General features: G+C 62.1%; 17 protein-coding genes and 1 pseudogene. 9 read left to right on the top strand and 9 right to left on the bottom strand.

Annotation, left to right across the window (positions count from 1 at the left end):
* Positions 1-482: 482 nt before the first annotated feature.
* Both HBA99_RS05060 and HBA99_RS05055 read left to right on the top strand, forming a co-directional pair.
* Positions 483-2,294 (top strand): BCCT family transporter, encoded by a 1,812-nt coding sequence (locus tag HBA99_RS05060; protein ID WP_070951468.1) that lies wholly within the window; start codon positions 483-485, stop codon positions 2,292-2,294.
* Positions 2,295-2,568: 274 nt separating this feature from the next.
* The gene (locus HBA99_RS05055; protein ID WP_070952328.1) at positions 2,569-4,149 is read left to right on the top strand and encodes a sodium bicarbonate transporter family protein; all 1,581 of its coding nucleotides are present in this window, start codon (positions 2,569-2,571) and stop codon (positions 4,147-4,149) included.
* Positions 4,150-4,225: 76 nt separating this feature from the next.
* Here HBA99_RS05055 and HBA99_RS05050 read toward each other — a convergent pair.
* A pseudogene (locus HBA99_RS05050) lies at positions 4,226-4,393 on the bottom strand (SPFH domain-containing protein); the annotation flags it as partial.
* Positions 4,394-4,605: 212 nt separating this feature from the next.
* On the opposite strand from HBA99_RS05050, the gene HBA99_RS05045 reads away from it, so the two are divergent.
* The gene (locus HBA99_RS05045; RefSeq protein ID WP_049232775.1) at positions 4,606-4,911 is read left to right on the top strand and encodes an Rv3488 family transcriptional regulator; all 306 of its coding nucleotides are present in this window, start codon (positions 4,606-4,608) and stop codon (positions 4,909-4,911) included.
* A gap of 16 nt (positions 4,912-4,927) precedes the next feature.
* Here the strand turns inward: HBA99_RS05045 and HBA99_RS05040 are convergent, their stop codons facing one another.
* Together HBA99_RS05040 and chrA are read right to left on the bottom strand one after the other, a co-directional pair.
* Positions 4,928-5,416, bottom strand: coding sequence for a DoxX family protein (locus HBA99_RS05040; protein ID WP_057966309.1), 489 nt, complete (start codon positions 5,414-5,416; stop codon positions 4,928-4,930).
* A 110-nt stretch (positions 5,417-5,526) separates the two neighbouring features.
* Positions 5,527-6,681, bottom strand: a complete 1,155-nt coding sequence (chrA, locus tag HBA99_RS05035) for a chromate efflux transporter (RefSeq protein WP_057966308.1) — start codon at positions 6,679-6,681, stop codon at positions 5,527-5,529.
* 97 nt (positions 6,682-6,778) lie between these two features.
* Between chrA and HBA99_RS05030 the strand changes: the two genes are divergently transcribed.
* Complete coding sequence (locus HBA99_RS05030) at positions 6,779-8,320, top strand: multicopper oxidase family protein (RefSeq protein WP_064393413.1); 1,542 nt, start codon at positions 6,779-6,781, stop codon at positions 8,318-8,320.
* A gap of 38 nt (positions 8,321-8,358) precedes the next feature.
* Positions 8,359-9,951 (top strand): multicopper oxidase family protein, encoded by a 1,593-nt coding sequence (locus HBA99_RS05025; RefSeq protein ID WP_070952329.1) that lies wholly within the window; start codon positions 8,359-8,361, stop codon positions 9,949-9,951.
* Between the two features lie 57 nt (positions 9,952-10,008).
* Here the strand turns inward: HBA99_RS05025 and HBA99_RS05020 are convergent, their stop codons facing one another.
* Entirely contained in the window at positions 10,009-10,368 is a 360-nt protein-coding gene (locus tag HBA99_RS05020; protein WP_057966305.1) for an Rv2640c family ArsR-like transcriptional regulator, read from the bottom strand.
* Between the two features lie 101 nt (positions 10,369-10,469).
* Here HBA99_RS05020 and HBA99_RS05015 point away from each other — a divergent pair, with 101 nt between their 5' ends.
* The 4 genes from HBA99_RS05015 to HBA99_RS05000 all read left to right on the top strand — a co-directional run bounded on the left by HBA99_RS05015 (position 10,470) and on the right by HBA99_RS05000 (position 13,229).
* Positions 10,470-10,973: an ArsI/CadI family heavy metal resistance metalloenzyme gene (locus HBA99_RS05015; RefSeq protein WP_070951469.1), complete on the top strand. Its 504-nt coding sequence runs from the start codon at positions 10,470-10,472 to the stop codon at positions 10,971-10,973.
* The gene (gene arsB / locus HBA99_RS05010) at positions 10,970-12,073 is read left to right on the top strand and encodes an ACR3 family arsenite efflux transporter (protein WP_070952330.1); all 1,104 of its coding nucleotides are present in this window, start codon (positions 10,970-10,972) and stop codon (positions 12,071-12,073) included. Before HBA99_RS05015 ends, arsB begins: the two co-directional genes overlap by 4 nt.
* 3 nt (positions 12,074-12,076) lie before the next feature.
* Positions 12,077-12,745 carry an arsenate reductase ArsC gene (locus HBA99_RS05005; RefSeq protein WP_070951470.1) on the top strand — a complete coding sequence of 223 codons (669 nt, stop codon included), beginning with the start codon at positions 12,077-12,079 and terminating at the stop codon, positions 12,743-12,745.
* Between the two features lie 70 nt (positions 12,746-12,815).
* Positions 12,816-13,229 (top strand): arsenate-mycothiol transferase ArsC, encoded by a 414-nt coding sequence (locus tag HBA99_RS05000; protein ID WP_078362915.1) that lies wholly within the window; start codon positions 12,816-12,818, stop codon positions 13,227-13,229.
* A gap of 511 nt (positions 13,230-13,740) precedes the next feature.
* Here the strand turns inward: HBA99_RS05000 and HBA99_RS04995 are convergent.
* The 5 genes from HBA99_RS04995 to HBA99_RS04975 all read right to left on the bottom strand — a co-directional run bounded on the left by HBA99_RS04995 (position 13,741) and on the right by HBA99_RS04975 (position 17,450).
* Positions 13,741-14,283 (bottom strand): hypothetical protein, encoded by a 543-nt coding sequence (locus HBA99_RS04995; protein WP_220096906.1) that lies wholly within the window; start codon positions 14,281-14,283, stop codon positions 13,741-13,743.
* 177 nt (positions 14,284-14,460) lie between these two features.
* Complete coding sequence (locus HBA99_RS04990; RefSeq protein ID WP_070951472.1) at positions 14,461-15,168, bottom strand: MspA family porin; 708 nt, start codon at positions 15,166-15,168, stop codon at positions 14,461-14,463.
* 62 nt (positions 15,169-15,230) lie between these two features.
* A complete protein-coding gene (locus HBA99_RS04985) occupies positions 15,231-15,932 on the bottom strand; it encodes an MspA family porin (RefSeq protein ID WP_070951473.1) in 702 nt (233 codons plus the stop codon).
* A 295-nt stretch (positions 15,933-16,227) separates the two neighbouring features.
* Positions 16,228-16,491, bottom strand: a complete 264-nt coding sequence (locus HBA99_RS04980; RefSeq protein ID WP_165615218.1) for a hypothetical protein — start codon at positions 16,489-16,491, stop codon at positions 16,228-16,230.
* Positions 16,492-16,691: 200 nt separating this feature from the next.
* Complete coding sequence (locus tag HBA99_RS04975; RefSeq protein ID WP_235732349.1) at positions 16,692-17,450, bottom strand: ABC transporter permease; 759 nt, start codon at positions 17,448-17,450, stop codon at positions 16,692-16,694.
* Positions 17,451-17,455 lie beyond the last annotated feature (5 nt).

Here is a 17,455-nt window from a genome sequence, read left to right as displayed (position 1 = left end):
ACGGGCATTCGGACGCCGACCAGGAGCGCGGTTAGGTTGCTGGAAGGCTGCACGTGCAGGCATCCGGCGGCAAGTGATCACCCGCACCCCCGCCTGGGCCATGATTACAATCCTCCGCGAGATAGTAGTTGCCGCTCGACTGGCAAGTGCAGCATCCAGCCACTCATTGCAGACTATCCTACCTCATAGTATGGCTGTGTAGTTACCAAGCCAACCCGATAGTTGAGTGTTTCCTCTTTGGTCACCATGCGACCCGTCGGATCGGGAGTGTCACCGCCAGCACGATACGCATGCCGATCGGTTCCTCACCTGCTTCTAGAGGTCTTTGGGTTAGCCATAGGTACGGCCGTCCCGACTGTGCTCTCCATAGTTATCCGAGGCGTGTGATGGGCACGGTTGATGCTTGCGGGGCGGCGCCGTCGCTTAGGGTTATCGGCACCGACGCTGATACGTGATGAGACTTTGACGAGGACGGTAGTACGTTGACACCGCAATCGACCCCACCTGACAACACCCAGGGCACCGCGAATCCGGTGCGGCGTGCCTGGCGCAGCATCAGGCCCCAAGTCTTCGTTCCGGCATCGTTGGTCATCATCGCGATGATTGCCCTCGCCGTCGTGTTGGCGAAAGGCAAACAGGATGCGTTTGCCCAGCTGAACAAGACAATCGGCGAGGGGGTCGGCTGGTGGTACATCCTCATTGCCACTGGATTTGTGGCGTTCGCGTTGTACTGCGGCCTTTCCCGAGTCGGCACCATCCGGCTGGGCCGAGACGATGAGCAGCCCGAATTCAGCTTCCCCGCGTGGCTGGCCATGCTGTTCAGCGCAGGAATGGGGATCGGCCTGGTCTTCTACGGTGTCGCCGAACCACTAAGCCACTACATGCATCCCCCCGCGTCGCGTGGTATCCCAGCGCAGACCACCGCGGCAGCAAACCAGGCCATGTCATTGACCTTGTTCCATTGGGGACTGCATGCCTGGAGCATCTACGTGGTCGTCGGCCTCGGCATGGCCTATATGACCTATCGCAAGGGACGCCCCTTGTCGGTGCGGTGGTTGTTAGAGCCGCTACTAGGACGTCAGCGCGTGGAGGGATTCATCGGCGATGTAGTCGATGTCGTGGCGATCGTCGGCACATTGTTCGGTGTCGCGACCTCACTAGGTTTCGGCATCACACAGATCGCGGCCGGTTTGCAATACCTGGGGTGGATTCAGGTCACCAACGGGTGGAAGGTCGCCTTGATAGCCGTGATCACCTCAGCGGCCACGCTCTCGGTTGTCAGCGGGGTCAGTAAAGGTCTTAAATGGCTGTCCAACATCAACATGATGTTGGCCGCGGCCTTGACCGCCTTCGTGCTGTTGCTGGGTCCCACACTGTTTCTCCTGCAATCTTGGGTGCAGAACCTCGGAGGTTACATCCAATCGCTACCGGCATTAATGCTGCGCACAGCGCCGTTCTCTCACGATGGCTGGGTCATCGACTGGACAGTGTTCTATTGGGGTTGGTGGATGAGCTGGGCACCGTTTGTCGGAATGTTCATCGCCCGAATCTCGCGCGGACGAACCATCCGCGAGTTCGTCGGCGGAGTACTGCTGGCGCCCACGGTGATCAGTTCACTATGGTTCACCGTTTTTGGCGGCGCCGCCTTATTTCAGCGCAGAGCAGCCCCGGAGACCGGCGAGGCCGTTGACCCCAACACCTCGTTGTTTCAGATGCTCGAAGGGTTACCACTCGGCGTGATCACGAGCGTGCTCGCCATCGCCGTCATCGTACTTTTCTTCGTAACCTCTTCGGACTCCGGCTCTTTGGTGATCGACATACTGTCCTCCGGAGGCGAAATGGAGACGCCCAAGCTCAGTCGCGTCTACTGGGCGGTGTTGGAAGGGGCCGCGGCCGCGGTCCTACTGCTTGTTGGCGGGCGCGGTTCCCTGCAGGCCCTACAGACGGCATCGATCGCCACCGCGGTACCGTTCTCTGTGATCATGGTCGCGGCATGTTTTGCCATGCTCAAAGCATTTCATTTCGATGTGGCCACCACGCCCCGGTTGCTGCATATCTCAGTAGCCGATGCACTTCCGACACCGAAGGGTCGGCGTGGTGGCGTCTCTGCAACTCTGTCCGGGCTGTTCGCAGTGCGCGATGTCGACGCGCATTCGTGCGAGAGGCACCCCGATACCGGTGAGCTGACCGTCCTAGATCCACCAGATCCCCTCGGAGATAATGACTTTGAGCCCGATGAGCAAGAGTTATGGGCAGCCACAGCCAACGAGGATCCATCGACGCCACACGATTAGGCAAGCGGCTACTCGCCTGCAACGTAGCGCCAGGCTTGGCCGCTGGACGTACCCCTTAGTCGAGACGAACGTGATGCCAGGCAGCAGATGCGATGTTCGATCGAACACAACGCGGTTGGCCCTGGGATCATCTCGATGGTTGCATCCCTGTGGCACTGCAGATCCTGTCGCGGATCGGTGATCGTCTGGAGCATGCGTCCTGATCCGTCTGAGCCTCGACGACTTGCCTGAAAGTCGCTGAGAGCACCTCACTGTGTCGAATAAGGTGAAGTACGTGTCAAACAAACGGAGCGGCGCGTCGCAGGCCCCACATGTACACGACGTCGGCCTCCTGACCTACACGGGCCGGTTGGGCGGTGGTCTTCGGGCGGATGCACGGCGAAGGCTGCCTTCCTATGTCAGCGACTTCACCGACGGGCTGCATTCGAAAGTCGTAGCGTCTGTGGGTTTTCTGTTCTTCGCGTGCCTTGCCAATGCTATTGCCTTCGGTGGCCTTACCAGTGTCGTGACCGGCGGTGAGATCGGCATCGTGGAAATGATCGTGGTAACAGCGGTCGGCGGAATCCTGTTCGCGCTTTCTTCTGCCCAGCCTCTGACTCTGTTGGGCGGCACCGGTCCCATCGTCATCTTCACCGGCCTGTTGTACACGATATGCCAGCGTTTCGATGTGCCCTTTTTACCGGTCTACGCCTGGGTGGGCCTCTGGTCGGGCATTCTCATTCTCATCCTCGCGGTGACCGATGCCAGCGCGCTCATGAAGTTCTTCACCCGCTTCGTCGATGAGATCTTCGCAGTCCTGGTCGCTGTCATCTTTATCGTCGAAGCAGCGCGCTCGGTGGTATCGCCCTTCACTACGTCCCCCCGCAACGACGCGACCGCCCTGATGACCGTGGTGCTGGCACTGGGAACATTCCTGTTGGCCCGCACCTTCAAAACGTTCCTGCAGACCAGGTACCTGCAGCGCAGGTTCCGTGAATTCGTGGCCGATTTCGGGCCCACCATCGCCATCGCCCTGATGACACTATTCGCCTTGATGTTGCCAGAAGTCGCGGTGGCGGACGTGGCCATCCCCGACCATTTCGGCACCACCAGCGGCCGGTCCTGGCTCGTTGACATGTTCTCGCTGCCCGTCTGGCTGATAGTCGTCTGCCTCGGGCCAGCAGTCCTGGTCACCGTTTTGCTGTTTCTCGACCAAAATATTACGACGCGCCTAGTCAACAGCCCGTCGCATGCTCTGCGAAAAGGCGGCGGCTATCACCTGGACCTGGCGGTCGTCGGCGTCATCACCGCCGTGAGCTCGATATTTGGTTTACCCTGGATCGTGGCGGCCACCGTCCATTCCCTTAACCACGTCAAGAGTCTGGCGACCACCACACGACAGAACAACGATTCCGGCACCGAACGCATCCTAGCTGTCCGAGAAAATCGAGTCTCCCCACTGGCCATTCATATCCTGATCGCGGCCTCGGTTTTCATGTTGCCGCTGATCAAGCAAATTCCGATGGAAGTACTTTTCGGCCTGTTCCTATTCATGGGATTTGCCACCCTCAACGGGACGGAATTCTATGCGCGGTTGAAACTATGGTTGACCGACCCCAACCTGTACCCGGACACCCACTACGTTCGTCATGTTCCCTGGAAAGTCATCCGCCTTTTCACCTTGGTCCAGCTTCTGTGTCTGGTGGTGCTGTGGATCCTCAAGAGCAGCCCGGCGGGAATCTTATTCCCCTTATTCATCGCGATGCTGGTGCCCTTCCGCCTCCTGCTCAACCGCTGGTTCCAGCCAGAGCACCTGGCATGGCTAGACACCGACGAGGAAACCGACGACGACAGCATGGGCGACTTCCGCCCCTGAACTCGAGGCCGGGGTGAGCAAGGCGACGATCTGGCACCGTCTTCGCGACTAACCCGGAGTGACGGTGCTACGCACTAATCCAGGGCCCCGGAGGCTTCGGCTCGGACATTCTCACGAGCGTCTGTAAGTATTGGTATGCCAACAGCTCTGGCGTGAGCTTGCCAGACTTCATTGCGGCCAAGACATTCTTGATGGCCTTGGCGCGCCCCGGAGCATGCAGGTACTGGGCGGCACGTGCACCCTGGAACGATGTGCGTTCACCTTGTCCAACCGTCGCAACAGGTTTGAACTGGCGCAGATAAGCGCCGAAGACATCGCCGAAATCCGGGCGCACAGTGCGTGGCACCGAGGGCATCGCACACACCCTGCTTCACGAAACGGTTGTTCGGTACGTAATGAAAGAGGATAGAATCGGTTACCGATATCGGTTTGGTGACTGTTCTTGGAGGTGTTGGGGTGCGGGAGTTTCAGCGAGGTGCGGTGCGGCTGCACATCTTGCATCACGCTGCCGAGGAGGAGGTTCACGGTGCGTGGATGACCGAGGAGCTGGCCCGGCACGGCTACGACATCAGCCCGGGCACGCTGTATCCGACGTTGCACCGGTTGGAGGCCGATGGTTTGTTGACATCGCGGCAGTTGGTCGTTGAGGGGCGTGCCCGGCGGCTGTATCGGGCAACACGTGCGGGTAAGGCCGCACTCAAGGAGGACTTGCGGGCGCTAGACGAGCTGGCCCGGGAGATGCTGGATCAGCAAAAACCTTGATCTTGAGTGGCTTTCGCTATGGGTTCGTGGCCGCTGCCCGGCGGTTGATGGCTGCATCCAGCGAGTAGGCGCCTGCGCCGGCCAGGAGCAGGAAGGTGGCACCGCAGAGTTGTGCCAGGTCGGTGCGGGATTCGTGGATGAAGTCCCACCATCCGGAGGCTTTGGGGAACAGGGCTGCATCAGCCCACAGGATGGGAGCTTTGGTGATCAGCAGCGCCCCGGCCATGTTGATGATCATCGGCACCGCGGCCACGCGGGTGGCTAAGCCGGCCAGTAGCAGGATGCCGCAGACAGTTTCGAGTGTTCCGTCCAGGTTCGCCAAGAAGGCAGGGGCTGGGATTCCGGCTTTGTCGAAGCGGCCGGTGCCGAGGGTTTCGGGGCGTAGGAATTTCAGGATTCCCTCGCACAAGAAGATGAGCCCGACATAGAAGCGGATCAGGATCGTTGCTGCCGGTGCGCTGGTTTGCCCCAGGCGCAACCAAGTGGCCGATGACGGTGCGGACATGGGTGACCTCGAATCTTTCCCAGTGCTGATATCGGGTTCCGTTATCAGTGAGGCTAACCGCCGATGTAGGGCGCTGTCGACCGCGAATGTGGCTGCGGCCGGGGTCTTTGTCAGGTCAGTGCCGCGTGGGCCAGGCCGATGGCGGCTCCGGCAGCGATGTACCAGGCGGTATTGAGTTTGGTTTTCCAGACCGCGACTGCGGTGGCCACCGCCAGTGCGGCGGTGAGTGGGTCGATGATGGCTGCGCGGCCCAGTTGCCAGGTGACTCCGGCCATGAGGGCCAGTGCGGTGGTGTTGAGGCCGTCGAGCAGCGCCGAAGTCCAGGGCAGCGACCGTAGTTTGTCGGTGAGGCGGGTGAGCAGGCCGACGAACACGAAGGAGGGTAGGAAGATCGCGATGGTGGCCACCAGGGCGCCGAGCGGTCCGGCGATGAGATAGCCGATGAAGGTGGCGGTGGTGAACACCGGGCCGGGGGTTACTTGTCCGATGGAGACCGCGTCGAGGAGTTGTTGGCCTGTGATCCAGCCGAGTCGTTCGACGAAATCGCCGCGCAGGAAGGCCAGCAGCACGTAACCGCTGCCGTAGAGGACGGCCCCGATTTTGAGCATCGTGGTGAACAACTGGGTCAGCTGACCGCCGGTGGGGTCGACAAACAGTGGATGGCCCACGGCGACAAGGGGTGCGGCCACGAAGCTGTGTATCTGCCCGCGCGCCCGTTTGGCCAGATGTGCCGCAACGGCCAGGCTCGCCCCGGCGGCCAGAATGACGAGCTCGTTGACTCCCGCCAGGTAGGCGGCCAGGGCGGCGGCGGCCAGCAGCGCCAGGCCGATACCTTTGATGACGGTGCGCAGCAGCGCGAACAAGGCGTGGGCGATGATGCCGATGACCACCGGCACCACCCCGTACAGCAGCCCTTCGACAGCCGGCGTTTGGCCGTAGCGCACATACGCCCAGGCCAGCGCAGTCACCATCAGCGCCGCCGGCACGATAAAACACACCCCGGCGGTGACCAGGCCCCGCCAGCGCGCCCGCTCAAAACCCAAGTGGATGGCCAGCTCAGTCGAGTTCGGGCCGGGGATCAAGTTGGTGGCGCCCATCAGGTCCACGAACCGTTCATCGCTAACCCAACCTCGCCGGCGCACCAGCTCCTGGCGCATCAGCGCGATATGCGCCGCCGGACCACCGAACCCGATGATGCCCAGGCGCAAGAAAACCCCCGCCACCTCCCACACCGTGCCGCAAGGCATCTTGCCGTGCTCGTCCATTAACGCCTCCCTCATCGCGATTCGTTCATCACCACTGCTTCGGTGTATCGGGTAGCGATATCGTAAACCGATATCTTTGGGTAGCATCGCTGCGGTGATGGTGTTCGTCCCCGATTCCTCTGCGATTAACCGGCGCCGATTCCTGGCAGCCCTTGCCGCGGTACCCCTGGCGGCGAGTGCATGCGGCAACGGATCACCTGATTCTCCGGCACCATCAGGGGGTCCGATGGGCTTCGATCGGCCGTTGCCGATCCCGCAGCTGGCGCCCTCCCAGGTCATCGACGGAGTGCGCCGATTCACGCTACAGGCCGCACCCGGCACCACTGAGATCGTGGCCGGAACCCGCACCCCGACATGGGGATACAACGGATCGGTACTGGGGCCGACGCTGCGCGCGGCCCGCGGCGAAACCGTGGCCATCACGGTGGACAATCAACTGCCCGAAAGCACCACCACGCACTGGCACGGCATGCACCTGCCCGCCCGGTATGACGGTGGCCCGCACCAGCCGATCGCCACCGGCACCCGTTGGGAGCCCAGCTGGCGCATCAACCAACCTGCAGCCTCACTGTGGTATCACCCGCACCCGCACGGGGCCACCCTCAAACACGTCTATCGCGGCCTGGCAGGCATGTTCCTCATCGACGACGACACCTCCCCGGAGGGGTTGCCGAAAACCTATGGCGTGGATGATATCCCGCTGATTTTGCAGGACTTGAAATTCCATCCGGACGGAAGGTTGGATGAATCCGATCCCGAAGACCGGGGCCTGCTAGGTAACACCACCGCCACCAACGGCATCACCGGCGCCTACCTGCAGGTGAGCACCGGCCGGGTTCGGCTGCGAATCCTGAACGCCTCGGTCGGACGGATCTACACCCTCGGTTTCAGCGACAACCGCACCTTCACCCTGATCGCCAGCGACGGGGGTCTACTCGAAAAACCCGTGCCCCTGCAACGGATCCAGCTCAGCCCCGCTGAACGCGCCGAGATCATCGTCGAGATGTCCCCGGGCAAGCCGGTGATGTTGCGCGGCTACCCGATGACCCGGTGGCCCGATGAAACCTGGCGCGGGCGGTTCGGCCTGGCCGAGTCCTTCGACATCCTGGCGCTGCGCCCCGCACAGAACCTGCGCCACAGCCCTGCGGTGCCGGACACCCTGGCTCCTCTACCGCCTGCCGCACCGCCCGCTGGGGCGCTGGTACGGCGCTTTCATCTGCAGCGCGGCACCAATGCCGCCGGCAAAAACATCTTCAAGATCAACGACCAGCTCATGGACATGGCCCGCATTGACTTCGACATCACTGACGGCGCCCACGAAATCTGGGAAGTCGCCGGAGGAGACCGGGTCTGGCCGCACAACTTTCACATCCATGACACCCAGTTCCGCATCCTTCAGATCGCCGGGGCACCGCCGCCACCAGAGTTGGCAGGGTGGAAGGACACCGTGTTCATCTACCCGCAGACCACGGTGCGGCTAGCGGCACGATTCTCCGGCTACACCGACCCGGTCAACCCGTACATGTACCACTGCCACATGCTGTTTCACGAAGACCAAGGCATGATGGGCCAATTCCGCACTCTAGCCCCCGGACAACAACCCGGATCCAGCGCCACCGGCCCCGGCATGCACTCGTGATGGCACCACGCTCGCCGTCCCGCGATGATCGCCGCGGCATGAAGCAACGATCACGGGCCAAGCGCTGGCGTATCGCCGCGATCGTCCTGGGAGCGCCGCTGGTTGTGGCCATGCTGGCTCTGGCCGCCTCATTCCTCTACCCGTATGTGCGCGGCGTCGAGCATGTCAACGCCGGCACTACCGCCCAACGCCCTCTGGTGATCCCGCCGCTGGCCGAACCCGTGATCATCAACGGGGAGAAAGTTTTCACACTCACCGCAGCCAGCGGCCGCACCGAACTGCTGCCCGACGCCCACTCGGATACCGCCGGCTATAACGGCAGCTACCTGGGCCCGACTATCCGTGCCGGCACCGGAGACCGGGTCCGTGTACAGGTCACCAATCAGCTCGATGCGACCACAACCGTGCACTGGCACGGCATGCATGTACCCGCCGTCATGGACGGCGGCCCCCACCAGCCCATCGCACCCGGGGCTACCTGGTCACCGCACTGGACGATCCAGAACTCCGCAGCCACCCTGTGGTATCACCCCCACACCCTGGGTGCCACCGCGCAGCAGGTCTACTCAGGCTTGGCTGGCATGTTCCTCATCGATGACGACAACAGCGACGCCCTCGGGTTGCCCACCCAGTACGGGGTCGACGACGTTCCGTTGATCGTGCAGGACCGCAACTTCGACCCCGACAACCACATGACTTATCTACGTGATCGCACCCAAAACAATTTCGGGGAACTGGGCGACACCATCTTGGTCAACGGCACCTACGCCCCCTACCTTGATGTGCCCCGCAAACTTGTCCGACTACGGATCCTGAACGCCTCCAACGCCCGCCGCTACAACTTCGGATTCTCCGACGAACGCCCGTTCACCCAAATCGCCACCGACGGCGCCCTTCTGCCCGCCGCCATCGAACGGACCCGGATGCTCCTAAGCCCCGGGGAACGCACCGAAATCATCGTCGACATGACCGACACCGACAAACCGGTCACCCTCATGAGCTATGAAGTGCCCGGCGCCGCACCGATGTATCACCTCATGCGCACCCTGACCGTCGGCGACAACGACGAATACCAGCGTTTCACCATCCTGGAACTGCGCCCCACCGGCACCCCCGCACCACACCAAACCCTGCCCGGCAAGCTCAACACCATCGAAGCCCTACACCCCGAAAACGCCGCCCAGACAAGAATATTCCGTATCACCGACCGCATGAGCATCAACGGTAAACCCATGGACCACGCCCGCATCGACGAAATCGTCACCAAAGGCGACACCGAAATCTGGGAAATCGACAACCAAGAAGCCCTGTTCTACCACCCCTTCCATATCCACCACGTCCAGTTCCAGATCCTTGACCGCGACGGCCGCCCACCCCAGGGGTACGAACAAGGATGGAAAGACACCGTCCACGTCGCGCCATTCGAAAAAGTAAGAGTCATCGCCAAATTCGATACCTACGCCGATACCGGTTGGCCGTACATGTACCACTGCCACATCCTCGAACACGAAGACATGGGCATGATGGGCCAATACATGATCGTCGAACATCCCGTAGACAAACCCACACTGCAATCACCACTGAACGGCCAACACAACAGCGGCACCGACAACCACCGGCATACCGCATAGACCACCACCGGTCTCGCAAATAGCGGATGGGGCGGGCGACTCTAAGTCGCCCAGGGTTTAGCGGCAGCAGTCGGGATCCAGAACGGTGCATAGGGCCGTCAAAGCGTCTGGTATAGGACGGTGAAAGACGTTCATGCCCCGTCGATCCGACTCCACCAGCCCAGCCTTGCGCAGTTGGTTCATGTGGTGACTGACCGTTGATTCGCTGAGCCCAAGCACCTCGGCCAGATCCCCGCCGATGATCTCGCCCTCGGTGGCGCTGAACAGCTGGGACATGATCTTGACCCGCACGGGATCGGCCAGGGCCTTGAGCCGCAGCGCCACCTCCAACGCCTGCGCGTCACTCATCGGCCCGGCCGCTACGGGCGCGCAGCAGACCGGTGCGGAGATATCCACCGTGGGAAGTGCCTTGGGCATGTTTCCAGCATCCCCAATGGGTTGACATATGTCAAAGAAGTGGCAGACTGGGCGCTGTCCGACTAGTTCGATGAATATCTCATTCCTTCGGAGGTGGACCCGTGTCCCGTATACAGCTTGCGCTTAATGTCGATGAACTCGATGAATCAATCAAGTTCTATTCCAAGCTCTTTGGCGTCGAACCGGCCAAGCGTAAACCGGGCTATGCGAACTTTGCGATTGATGAGCCGCCGTTGAAGCTGGTGCTTTTGGAGAACCCCGGCCGCGGCGGCACCGTCAACCATCTGGGGGTTCAGGTCGAGTCCAGTGAGCAGGTGCATGCGGAGATCGCCCGCCTTACCGATGCGGGGATGTTCACCGAGGAAGAGATCGGGACGACGTGCTGTTTCGCCACTCAGGACAAGGTGTGGGTCACCGCACCCGATGCCGAGAAGTGGGAGATCTACACGGTGTTGGCCGATTCGGAGACCTTCGGTACCACCCCGGAACTGCTCGGCCAGGGTGAGGCGTGCGCCTGTGATCATGTCGAGGCCACTGACACTGATGATTCCACTCAAAACACCGAAGCTGACGAGGCGCCTTCCTCGTGCTGCGCGACCCGATGACCCAGGCAACGCCCCCTGCTGCGTCACCTACGGCGGCAGGCAAGCTCTCGACTCTGGACCGGTTCTTGCCGGTGTGGATCGGTGTGGCGATGGCCGCGGGGTTGCTGCTGGGCCGAGGCGTCCCCGGCCTGAACACGGCACTGGAAAAGGTTCAGGTCGACGGCATTTCGCTGCCGATCGCGATCGGGCTGCTGATCATGATGTACCCGGTACTGGCCAAAGTCCGTTACGACCGCCTCGACACCGTCACTGGCGATCGCAAGCTGCTGATCGGCTCTCTGGTGTTGAATTGGGTGCTCGGGCCTGCGCTGATGTTCGCGCTGGCGTGGCTGCTGCTGCCGGATCTGCCCGAGTACCGTACCGGCCTGATCATCGTCGGCCTGGCCCGCTGCATTGCCATGGTGATCATCTGGAACGACCTAGCGTGTGGGGACGGCGAGGCGGCCGCCGTGCTGGTGGCACTTAATTCGGTGTTTCAGGTGTTGATGTTCGCCGTGTTGGGCTGGTTCTACCTGTCGGTGCTGCCCGGTTGGCTGCACCTGCCTCAAACCGAGATCAGCACCTCGCCGTGGCAGATCGCCAAATCCGTGCTGATCTTCCTAGGCTTTCCGCTGCTCGCCGGGTACCTGTCGCGGCGCCTCGGCGAGAAGACCAAGGGCCAGGCCTGGTACGAGTCGAAGTTCCTGCCCGTGATCGGGCCGTGGGCGCTGTATGGGTTGTTGTTCACGATCGTGATTCTTTTTGCCCTGCAAGGCGATCAGATCATCGCCAAGCCCTGGGATGTGGCCCGCATCGCACTCCCACTGCTCGCGTACTTCGCCATCATGTGGGGCGGCGGATACCTCCTCGGTGCCACCATGAAACTCGGCTATGCCCGCACCACAACACTGGCGTTCACCGCGGCCGGGAACAACTTCGAACTCGCCATCGCCGTGGCGATCGCCACCTACGGCGCCACGTCCGGACAAGCCCTCGCCGGCGTCGTCGGCCCCCTCATCGAAGTGCCCGTACTCGTCGCACTCGTCTACGTATCGCTGGCACTGCGGCGCCGATTCACCCCTGCCCCTGCCCCTGCCCCGATGACGAATGTGACGGAATAACCCATGACCGACAGCACCGCGACCCACCGCACACATCCCGACCTGTCAATCGATCAGCGCCACGCCCTGCACACCGCCTCGACCCGCTTAGAGACCGAGTTTTCCGGAACCTTCGGCGCTGACACCATTGAACAGTTCCTGCACTCGTCCTACGAACAATTCGCAGGCAGGGCAACAGTTCCCAATTTTCTGCCGCTGCTGGCCGAACGGCTCGCCCGCCAACGCCTGCACGCGCTGGCCCGGGTCGAAGGCAAAGTCAACGACGGCAAACCCACCGTGCTGTTCCTATGCACCCACAACGCCGGCCGCTCCCAGATGGCGCTGGGGTTCTTCAACCACCTGGCCGGCGATCAGGCCGTGGCCTGGTCCGGCGGAAGCGAGCCGGGCTGTGAAATCAGCCCCGCCGCTATCGAAGTGATGCGTGAGGCAGGCATCGATATCACCGGCGAATACCCCAAGCCGTGGACCGACGAAATCGTGCAAGGCGCCGACGTCGTGATCACCATGGGCTGCGGAGACGCCTGCCCAGTCTTTCCCGGGAAACGCTACGAGAACTGGAACCTGCCCGACCCCGCCGGACAATCCGCCGATGCCACCCGCCCCATCCGCGACGAGATCGAACAGCATGTCCGCACCCTGCTGACCGAACTGGGCGTGACCGCAACCCAGTAACAGTCGGGCGAGACTCTATTTCTGTTACTGCACAACGTATTTCACACATCCCTCAAGGAGTGAATCCACAGTGTCAAACGAAAAACCCTCGGTGCTGTTCATATGCCGCCGTAACGGCGGCAAGTCTCAAATGGCGGCCGGGCTCATGCACAAAGAAGCCGGAGAGCGCATCAACACCTACTCGGCGGGCACTGAACCCGGCGAAGCCATCAACCAACTATCCGCCGAATCACTGCTGGAAGTGGGAGTGGACATCCGCAGCGAACACCCCAAGCCCATCGATTCTGAGCTGCTGCGTAATGTCGATCGCGTCATCATTCTGGGTCAGGAAGCCAAACTCACAGCAGCCGAAGGAGTTAACGTCGAATACTGGGACACCGACGAACCCTCCGAACGCGGCATCGACGGTATCGAACGCATGCGACTAATCCGCGACGACATCACCGATCGCATACAACAACTCGCCGCCGACCTCGCCCGGTAGAGCAGGCCCGGCCGACCAGGTTCTGGCGCAGTTCGCGCACTGCGGATCTGCAATATCCGCGGCCACCTAGGTGCGTTGAATCAGAACCGGGGGTTGAGTTTTTGTCGCATACGGCGCACGGCTTTTGTTGTACGGCCCGTAAGATGGGCGACTTGTTCGTGGTTTAGTGATTGGTTCAGGGCGACACTGATTTCTGACACTGTCCATCGCTGATGGGTGTGGGTGCCGTCGTCATCTGAAAGGCCGGTTCTGCGTTTTGCAGCGGCTGCGTCGGCTGTCTGCTCAAGGGCGCGCCAACGTAGGCGCTCAGCTTCTGCGATCCGGCGGACTCGACTGGCTTCAGCTGTCTGGCAATCCTCGCATCGACATCCGCTCTGATAGCCGATGACTCCGTGTCTTATCAATCGGTTGTCCTGTCCTGTGTCAGATGCCTTTCAGCCCAATCGAACACGGGTTTCGGTTGGGCTGATGCCAGTGAGGTAGGGACGTTCCGCGAAGAAGCGGGGTCTGCTCAGGGATGTCCCGCATCAGGTGTCGCGGTCGGAGCTGCCGAAGGAACGCCTGCAGGTTGTTCGGGCGGGGTCCAGTGCCATTGTTCTGGGGCGGGCCCGTGTGCGTCGTCGCCCAAGCCTGGGATCCGGGTTCCGGGCGGCGGTGCGGTTCCGGGTAGAGGTTGGTTTAGCTCTTCTTTGGGGCGGCGGCCCAGCAGCCCGCCTCCGAGCTGGCCGTCTTGGTGTTGATGCCAGAGCCGTCGCAGGTAGTCGCCTCCGGAAATATCGGCGGTCTCCTCGCCGGGCGCGACCCCGAAGATTTCCCCCTTGCCAGGTTCCGCTGGCGTAAGGTTCTGTGGCAGCAAATACTGGTTGTTGAGGGCGTTAGCGCCCGGGACCGTGACCGGGCCGGTGCCGCCGGGGGCAGCTGGCGCCACGTTCTGACCCAGCAGACTCGGATCCCCTGCGATGCTTAGGTTGGTTGGTACGCCCCCGGGGCCCTGTTCGGTACCGGCCATGGCCAGTGGATTTCCGATCTGGGACGGTGGCGGAGGTTCCGGCAAGCCTGGCGGTCTGGCTGGCGCCGTCGGCTGCTCCGGTGTATCCGGCCCGGGGTCAGCCTCACAGGTAGCCGCGGAGGCGACCAGAGCAGCAGCTGCGATCGCTGCGGCAACCCCGAACCTTACGGTTGAAAGAGCGGGAAGCATCATGGGTATGGGTGCACCTTCCTGCGGTCCGGGTTAGACGGTCTTGGTGACTCCGTAGTAGGCGACGATGTCTTCGGTGCCGCTGCTCTTGCTGGTCAGTACCGCATAGGAGCGCAGGAACGACTGTCCCACGCAGCTATCGATCTTGATATGTACGTCCTTGAGCGTGACACGGGTCTGCTTGCCTTTGAATTTCTTCTTGGTCACCGAGACGTTGATGACTTCGCCGGGCTTAGGCCTGACCTCGACGTTGCCGACCAGTGGCATGCTGATGTTGCCGAGCCCGGACTGTCCTATCGAGGACCCTAGGCCGATGCTGCCGGTAAGCCGCACGGAGTTCAGCTCGATACCACAGCCGATCTGGTAGCCCGCCTCTATTGTTCCGCCTTTAGGTTTGGTGCTGCCGCTGCCCTTGACCGTGGCGGTGAAGGTGCCTCCGGCCAGGTATTCGCGTGAGGACAGGGCGGTTGTCAGCGGCGGGATCGGCAGCTGGGTCTCCTCCTCGGCGGCCAGCGTCAATACCCAACCGTCAGGTGTTGTGACGACGCTCGGCGGCTCCGAGCCGACGATGCCGTTATCAGGTGGTGGACCGGGCTCACCGTCGGCAGGAGGCAGCGGAGGCACCGGACCTTCTGCCGCCGCAGGCGCGGGCGCCGGAATGGGTTCAGGATCGGCTAATGCAAGCGGCGCGGTGGCTGCGAACGTACACGCGGCAGTGAGTGCAGCAAGAGTCTTGAGCATGATGTTCTGGGCCTCTCGGGCTTATCAAGGGAATGTTGAGAAAGATTGCAGGGCTTAAGATTTCAGACGGCCTTGGTGACACCCATGTAGGTGACCACATCCTGGGTGTCCTCGGTCGAGCTGGTCAGTACCGCGTACGAACGGATGAAGGATTGGCCCACGCAGCTGTCGATCTTGATGCGGAACGCGTTGATCGTGACGCGGGCGGAGGTCTCCTCTTCGAAGGCCATCTTGGTGACCGGGATGATGGTCGCCGTCCCTGGCTTGAGGGTGGGTCGGATCTGGGCGAAGACACCGGCACCGACGCTGGGCGCGCCCGCGGGGCTGATCTGCGGTGTGATGTTGCCACCAAATCTCAAGTCGACCTCGGCTGCGCTTATGCCACAACCGATTTGGTATCCGGCCTCAAGGACGCCATCGGTCAGTTTCGTCGTGCCCGAGCCTTTGATAGCTCCGATGAACGTCCCGCCCACCAGATACTCACGCGAGGACAGCGCCGTGGTCAGCGGCGCGACAGGCAGCTGGGTTTCATCCTTGGCGGCAACCGCCAGGATCCATCCGTCCCTCGTGCGCAGCGTGCCCGGCTCGCCCGACGCAACAGCACCGCTATCAACAGGAGGAGCCGGGGCTGGAGCGGGGGCAGCCGCCGCGGCGGCTGGGACGCTATCGGGCAGCGGTTCACCCCCTGGCGGATCGGCCAAGGCCAACGGTGCGGTCGCGCCGAAAATACAGGCAGCAGTAAGGGTGACAAGGCTTTTCAGCATGTGGCGGCATTGCCTCTCAGTTGTCTTATTCGGAAGGCCTATCCCAGGAACCCGCAGTGGCACTTCACAGCGATTACCCGCTACCCCTTCGGGGTACAGGTGGAATGTCTAAGAGGCTCACATAACAGAACGGTAAACAAAGGAGAAACAGGGCCCGGACACTACCCATCCAACTGTGCGTTGACTTCCTAAGTAAGAGGACCCCTTACCCAATGCGGAATAGTTCGCCACAGCATCAGCACCACGGTGGCCTGCGGTCCGACACCAGGCTCGGCCTTCCCAGGAATAACCGCTACTAGCCCCCGTGGCCGTCCTGGGCGCGTGTGGTGAAGACGCGGTCGAGTTCTTCGGCGTAGGCCAGGTGTTTGCGTAGCCGGGTGACGCTGTCGCGCGTCTTGGCTTCTGCGAAATCATCACCGCCCGCGACGAAACGGGGCCCGTGCATGTCGAGTTCGGTTGGCCGGGCGGTGGGCGCCTGCCACTCGGCTCCCACCACCCATACCGACAGCGTGCGCGGTCCCATGCGGCCCACCGCAGGCAACCTCTCGACCTTCGGCACCCCACCAGGGCACATCGCACATACCGCGATGGGCCCGCTGGTCAAGCAGGTCGAGTTCGGCCGGGACCGATTGCCTCCAGGTTGACTTGGCGTCACCCCGCTCGATGGGCGGTCTCGCGCGAATAGCATTGTGCGTCAACCCGCCGATCTGCAACGAGCCGCCGAGTGCGTGAAGGCTTGTCGCTACGCCAATTGGGTTACTAGTTGTGTTTGGCTAGGAATCGTCGCAGGAGTAGCCACCCGATGGCGCTGTTGTAGAGGGCACCGGCCAGCAAGTAGGGCCACCAGGTGTCGTGCTCGCCGGCCGCCCAGTAGGCCTTGGCCGCCCAGTACGGAGGCAATATCCCGAAGGCGAGGTTCCAGCCGGAGCTGATGAACCAGGGCAGGCACGGTAAGCCCGCGATGAGCATGCCCAGTGCCCGTAGCATGGCCAGCCCCTGAATCTTGTTGTTGGCCACGGTGATAATAAGCAGCAAGGTGACGACGGCCGACATGCCCGCAAGCATGCCGATGGGTATGAGTGAGAACGTCAGGCCCGGGGCCGGTATGCCGCTCAGGGACATAGTGGCGACCACGTAGATCGTGGTGATTGCTGCAACTGTCGCGGCCCGGTACCCGAAGAATGTCGCCAGCGGCACCGGCGTCACCCGCAGTGCGGTCAGGGTTCCGGCGTCGATCTCGTCCAGGACTAGGAATGCCGCCAGCCCGCCGGGCACGATGATGCTGGTCAGCAGTAAGAACCCGGTGAGCACCAGCGGGTAGTAGGGAACCAGATCGAAGCCGTACTTGTCGTTGAGCATCCGGGTGAACAGCGGGGTCAGCAGCGCTACTCCGCTGGTCCATAGGACCGGAGCGATGACCAACATTACCAGCAGCGGGTCACGGTAGGTGCCGCGTAGGTCGTTGCGAGCGAAGGCGGCTAGCGCTTTTGTGTTGATTCGCGGAAATGTATATACCACAGCGA

Origin of the sequence: Mycobacteroides chelonae (assembly GCF_016767715.1) — a bacterium.
Taxonomy (GTDB): Bacteria; Actinomycetota; Actinomycetes; order Mycobacteriales; family Mycobacteriaceae; genus Mycobacterium; species Mycobacterium gwanakae.
The sequence above is the reverse complement of the archived record's forward strand: the minus strand, read 5'-3'. Positions and strand labels throughout refer to the sequence as shown.

Bases quoted from the DNA above. Each gene is read 5' to 3' on its own strand.
- chrA (WP_057966308.1), bottom strand. From the start codon at position 6,681: ATGGACGAGCACGGCAAGATGCCTTGCGGCACGGTGTGGGAGGTGGCG.
- HBA99_RS04985 (WP_070951473.1), bottom strand. From the start codon at position 15,932: ATGCTGAAAAGCCTTGTCACCCTTACTGCTGCCTGTATTTTCGGCGCG.
- arsB (WP_070952330.1), top strand. From the start codon at position 10,970: ATGACCCAGGCAACGCCCCCTGCTGCGTCACCTACGGCGGCAGGCAAG.
- HBA99_RS04990 (WP_070951472.1), bottom strand. From the start codon at position 15,168: ATGCTCAAGACTCTTGCTGCACTCACTGCCGCGTGTACGTTCGCAGCC.
- HBA99_RS05020 (WP_057966305.1), bottom strand. From the start codon at position 10,368: ATGCCCAAGGCACTTCCCACGGTGGATATCTCCGCACCGGTCTGCTGC.
- HBA99_RS05005 (WP_070951470.1), top strand. From the start codon at position 12,077: ATGACCGACAGCACCGCGACCCACCGCACACATCCCGACCTGTCAATC.
- HBA99_RS05025 (WP_070952329.1), top strand. From the start codon at position 8,359: ATGAAGCAACGATCACGGGCCAAGCGCTGGCGTATCGCCGCGATCGTC.
- HBA99_RS05040 (WP_057966309.1), bottom strand. From the start codon at position 5,416: ATGTCCGCACCGTCATCGGCCACTTGGTTGCGCCTGGGGCAAACCAGC.
- HBA99_RS05030 (WP_064393413.1), top strand. From the start codon at position 6,779: ATGGTGTTCGTCCCCGATTCCTCTGCGATTAACCGGCGCCGATTCCTG.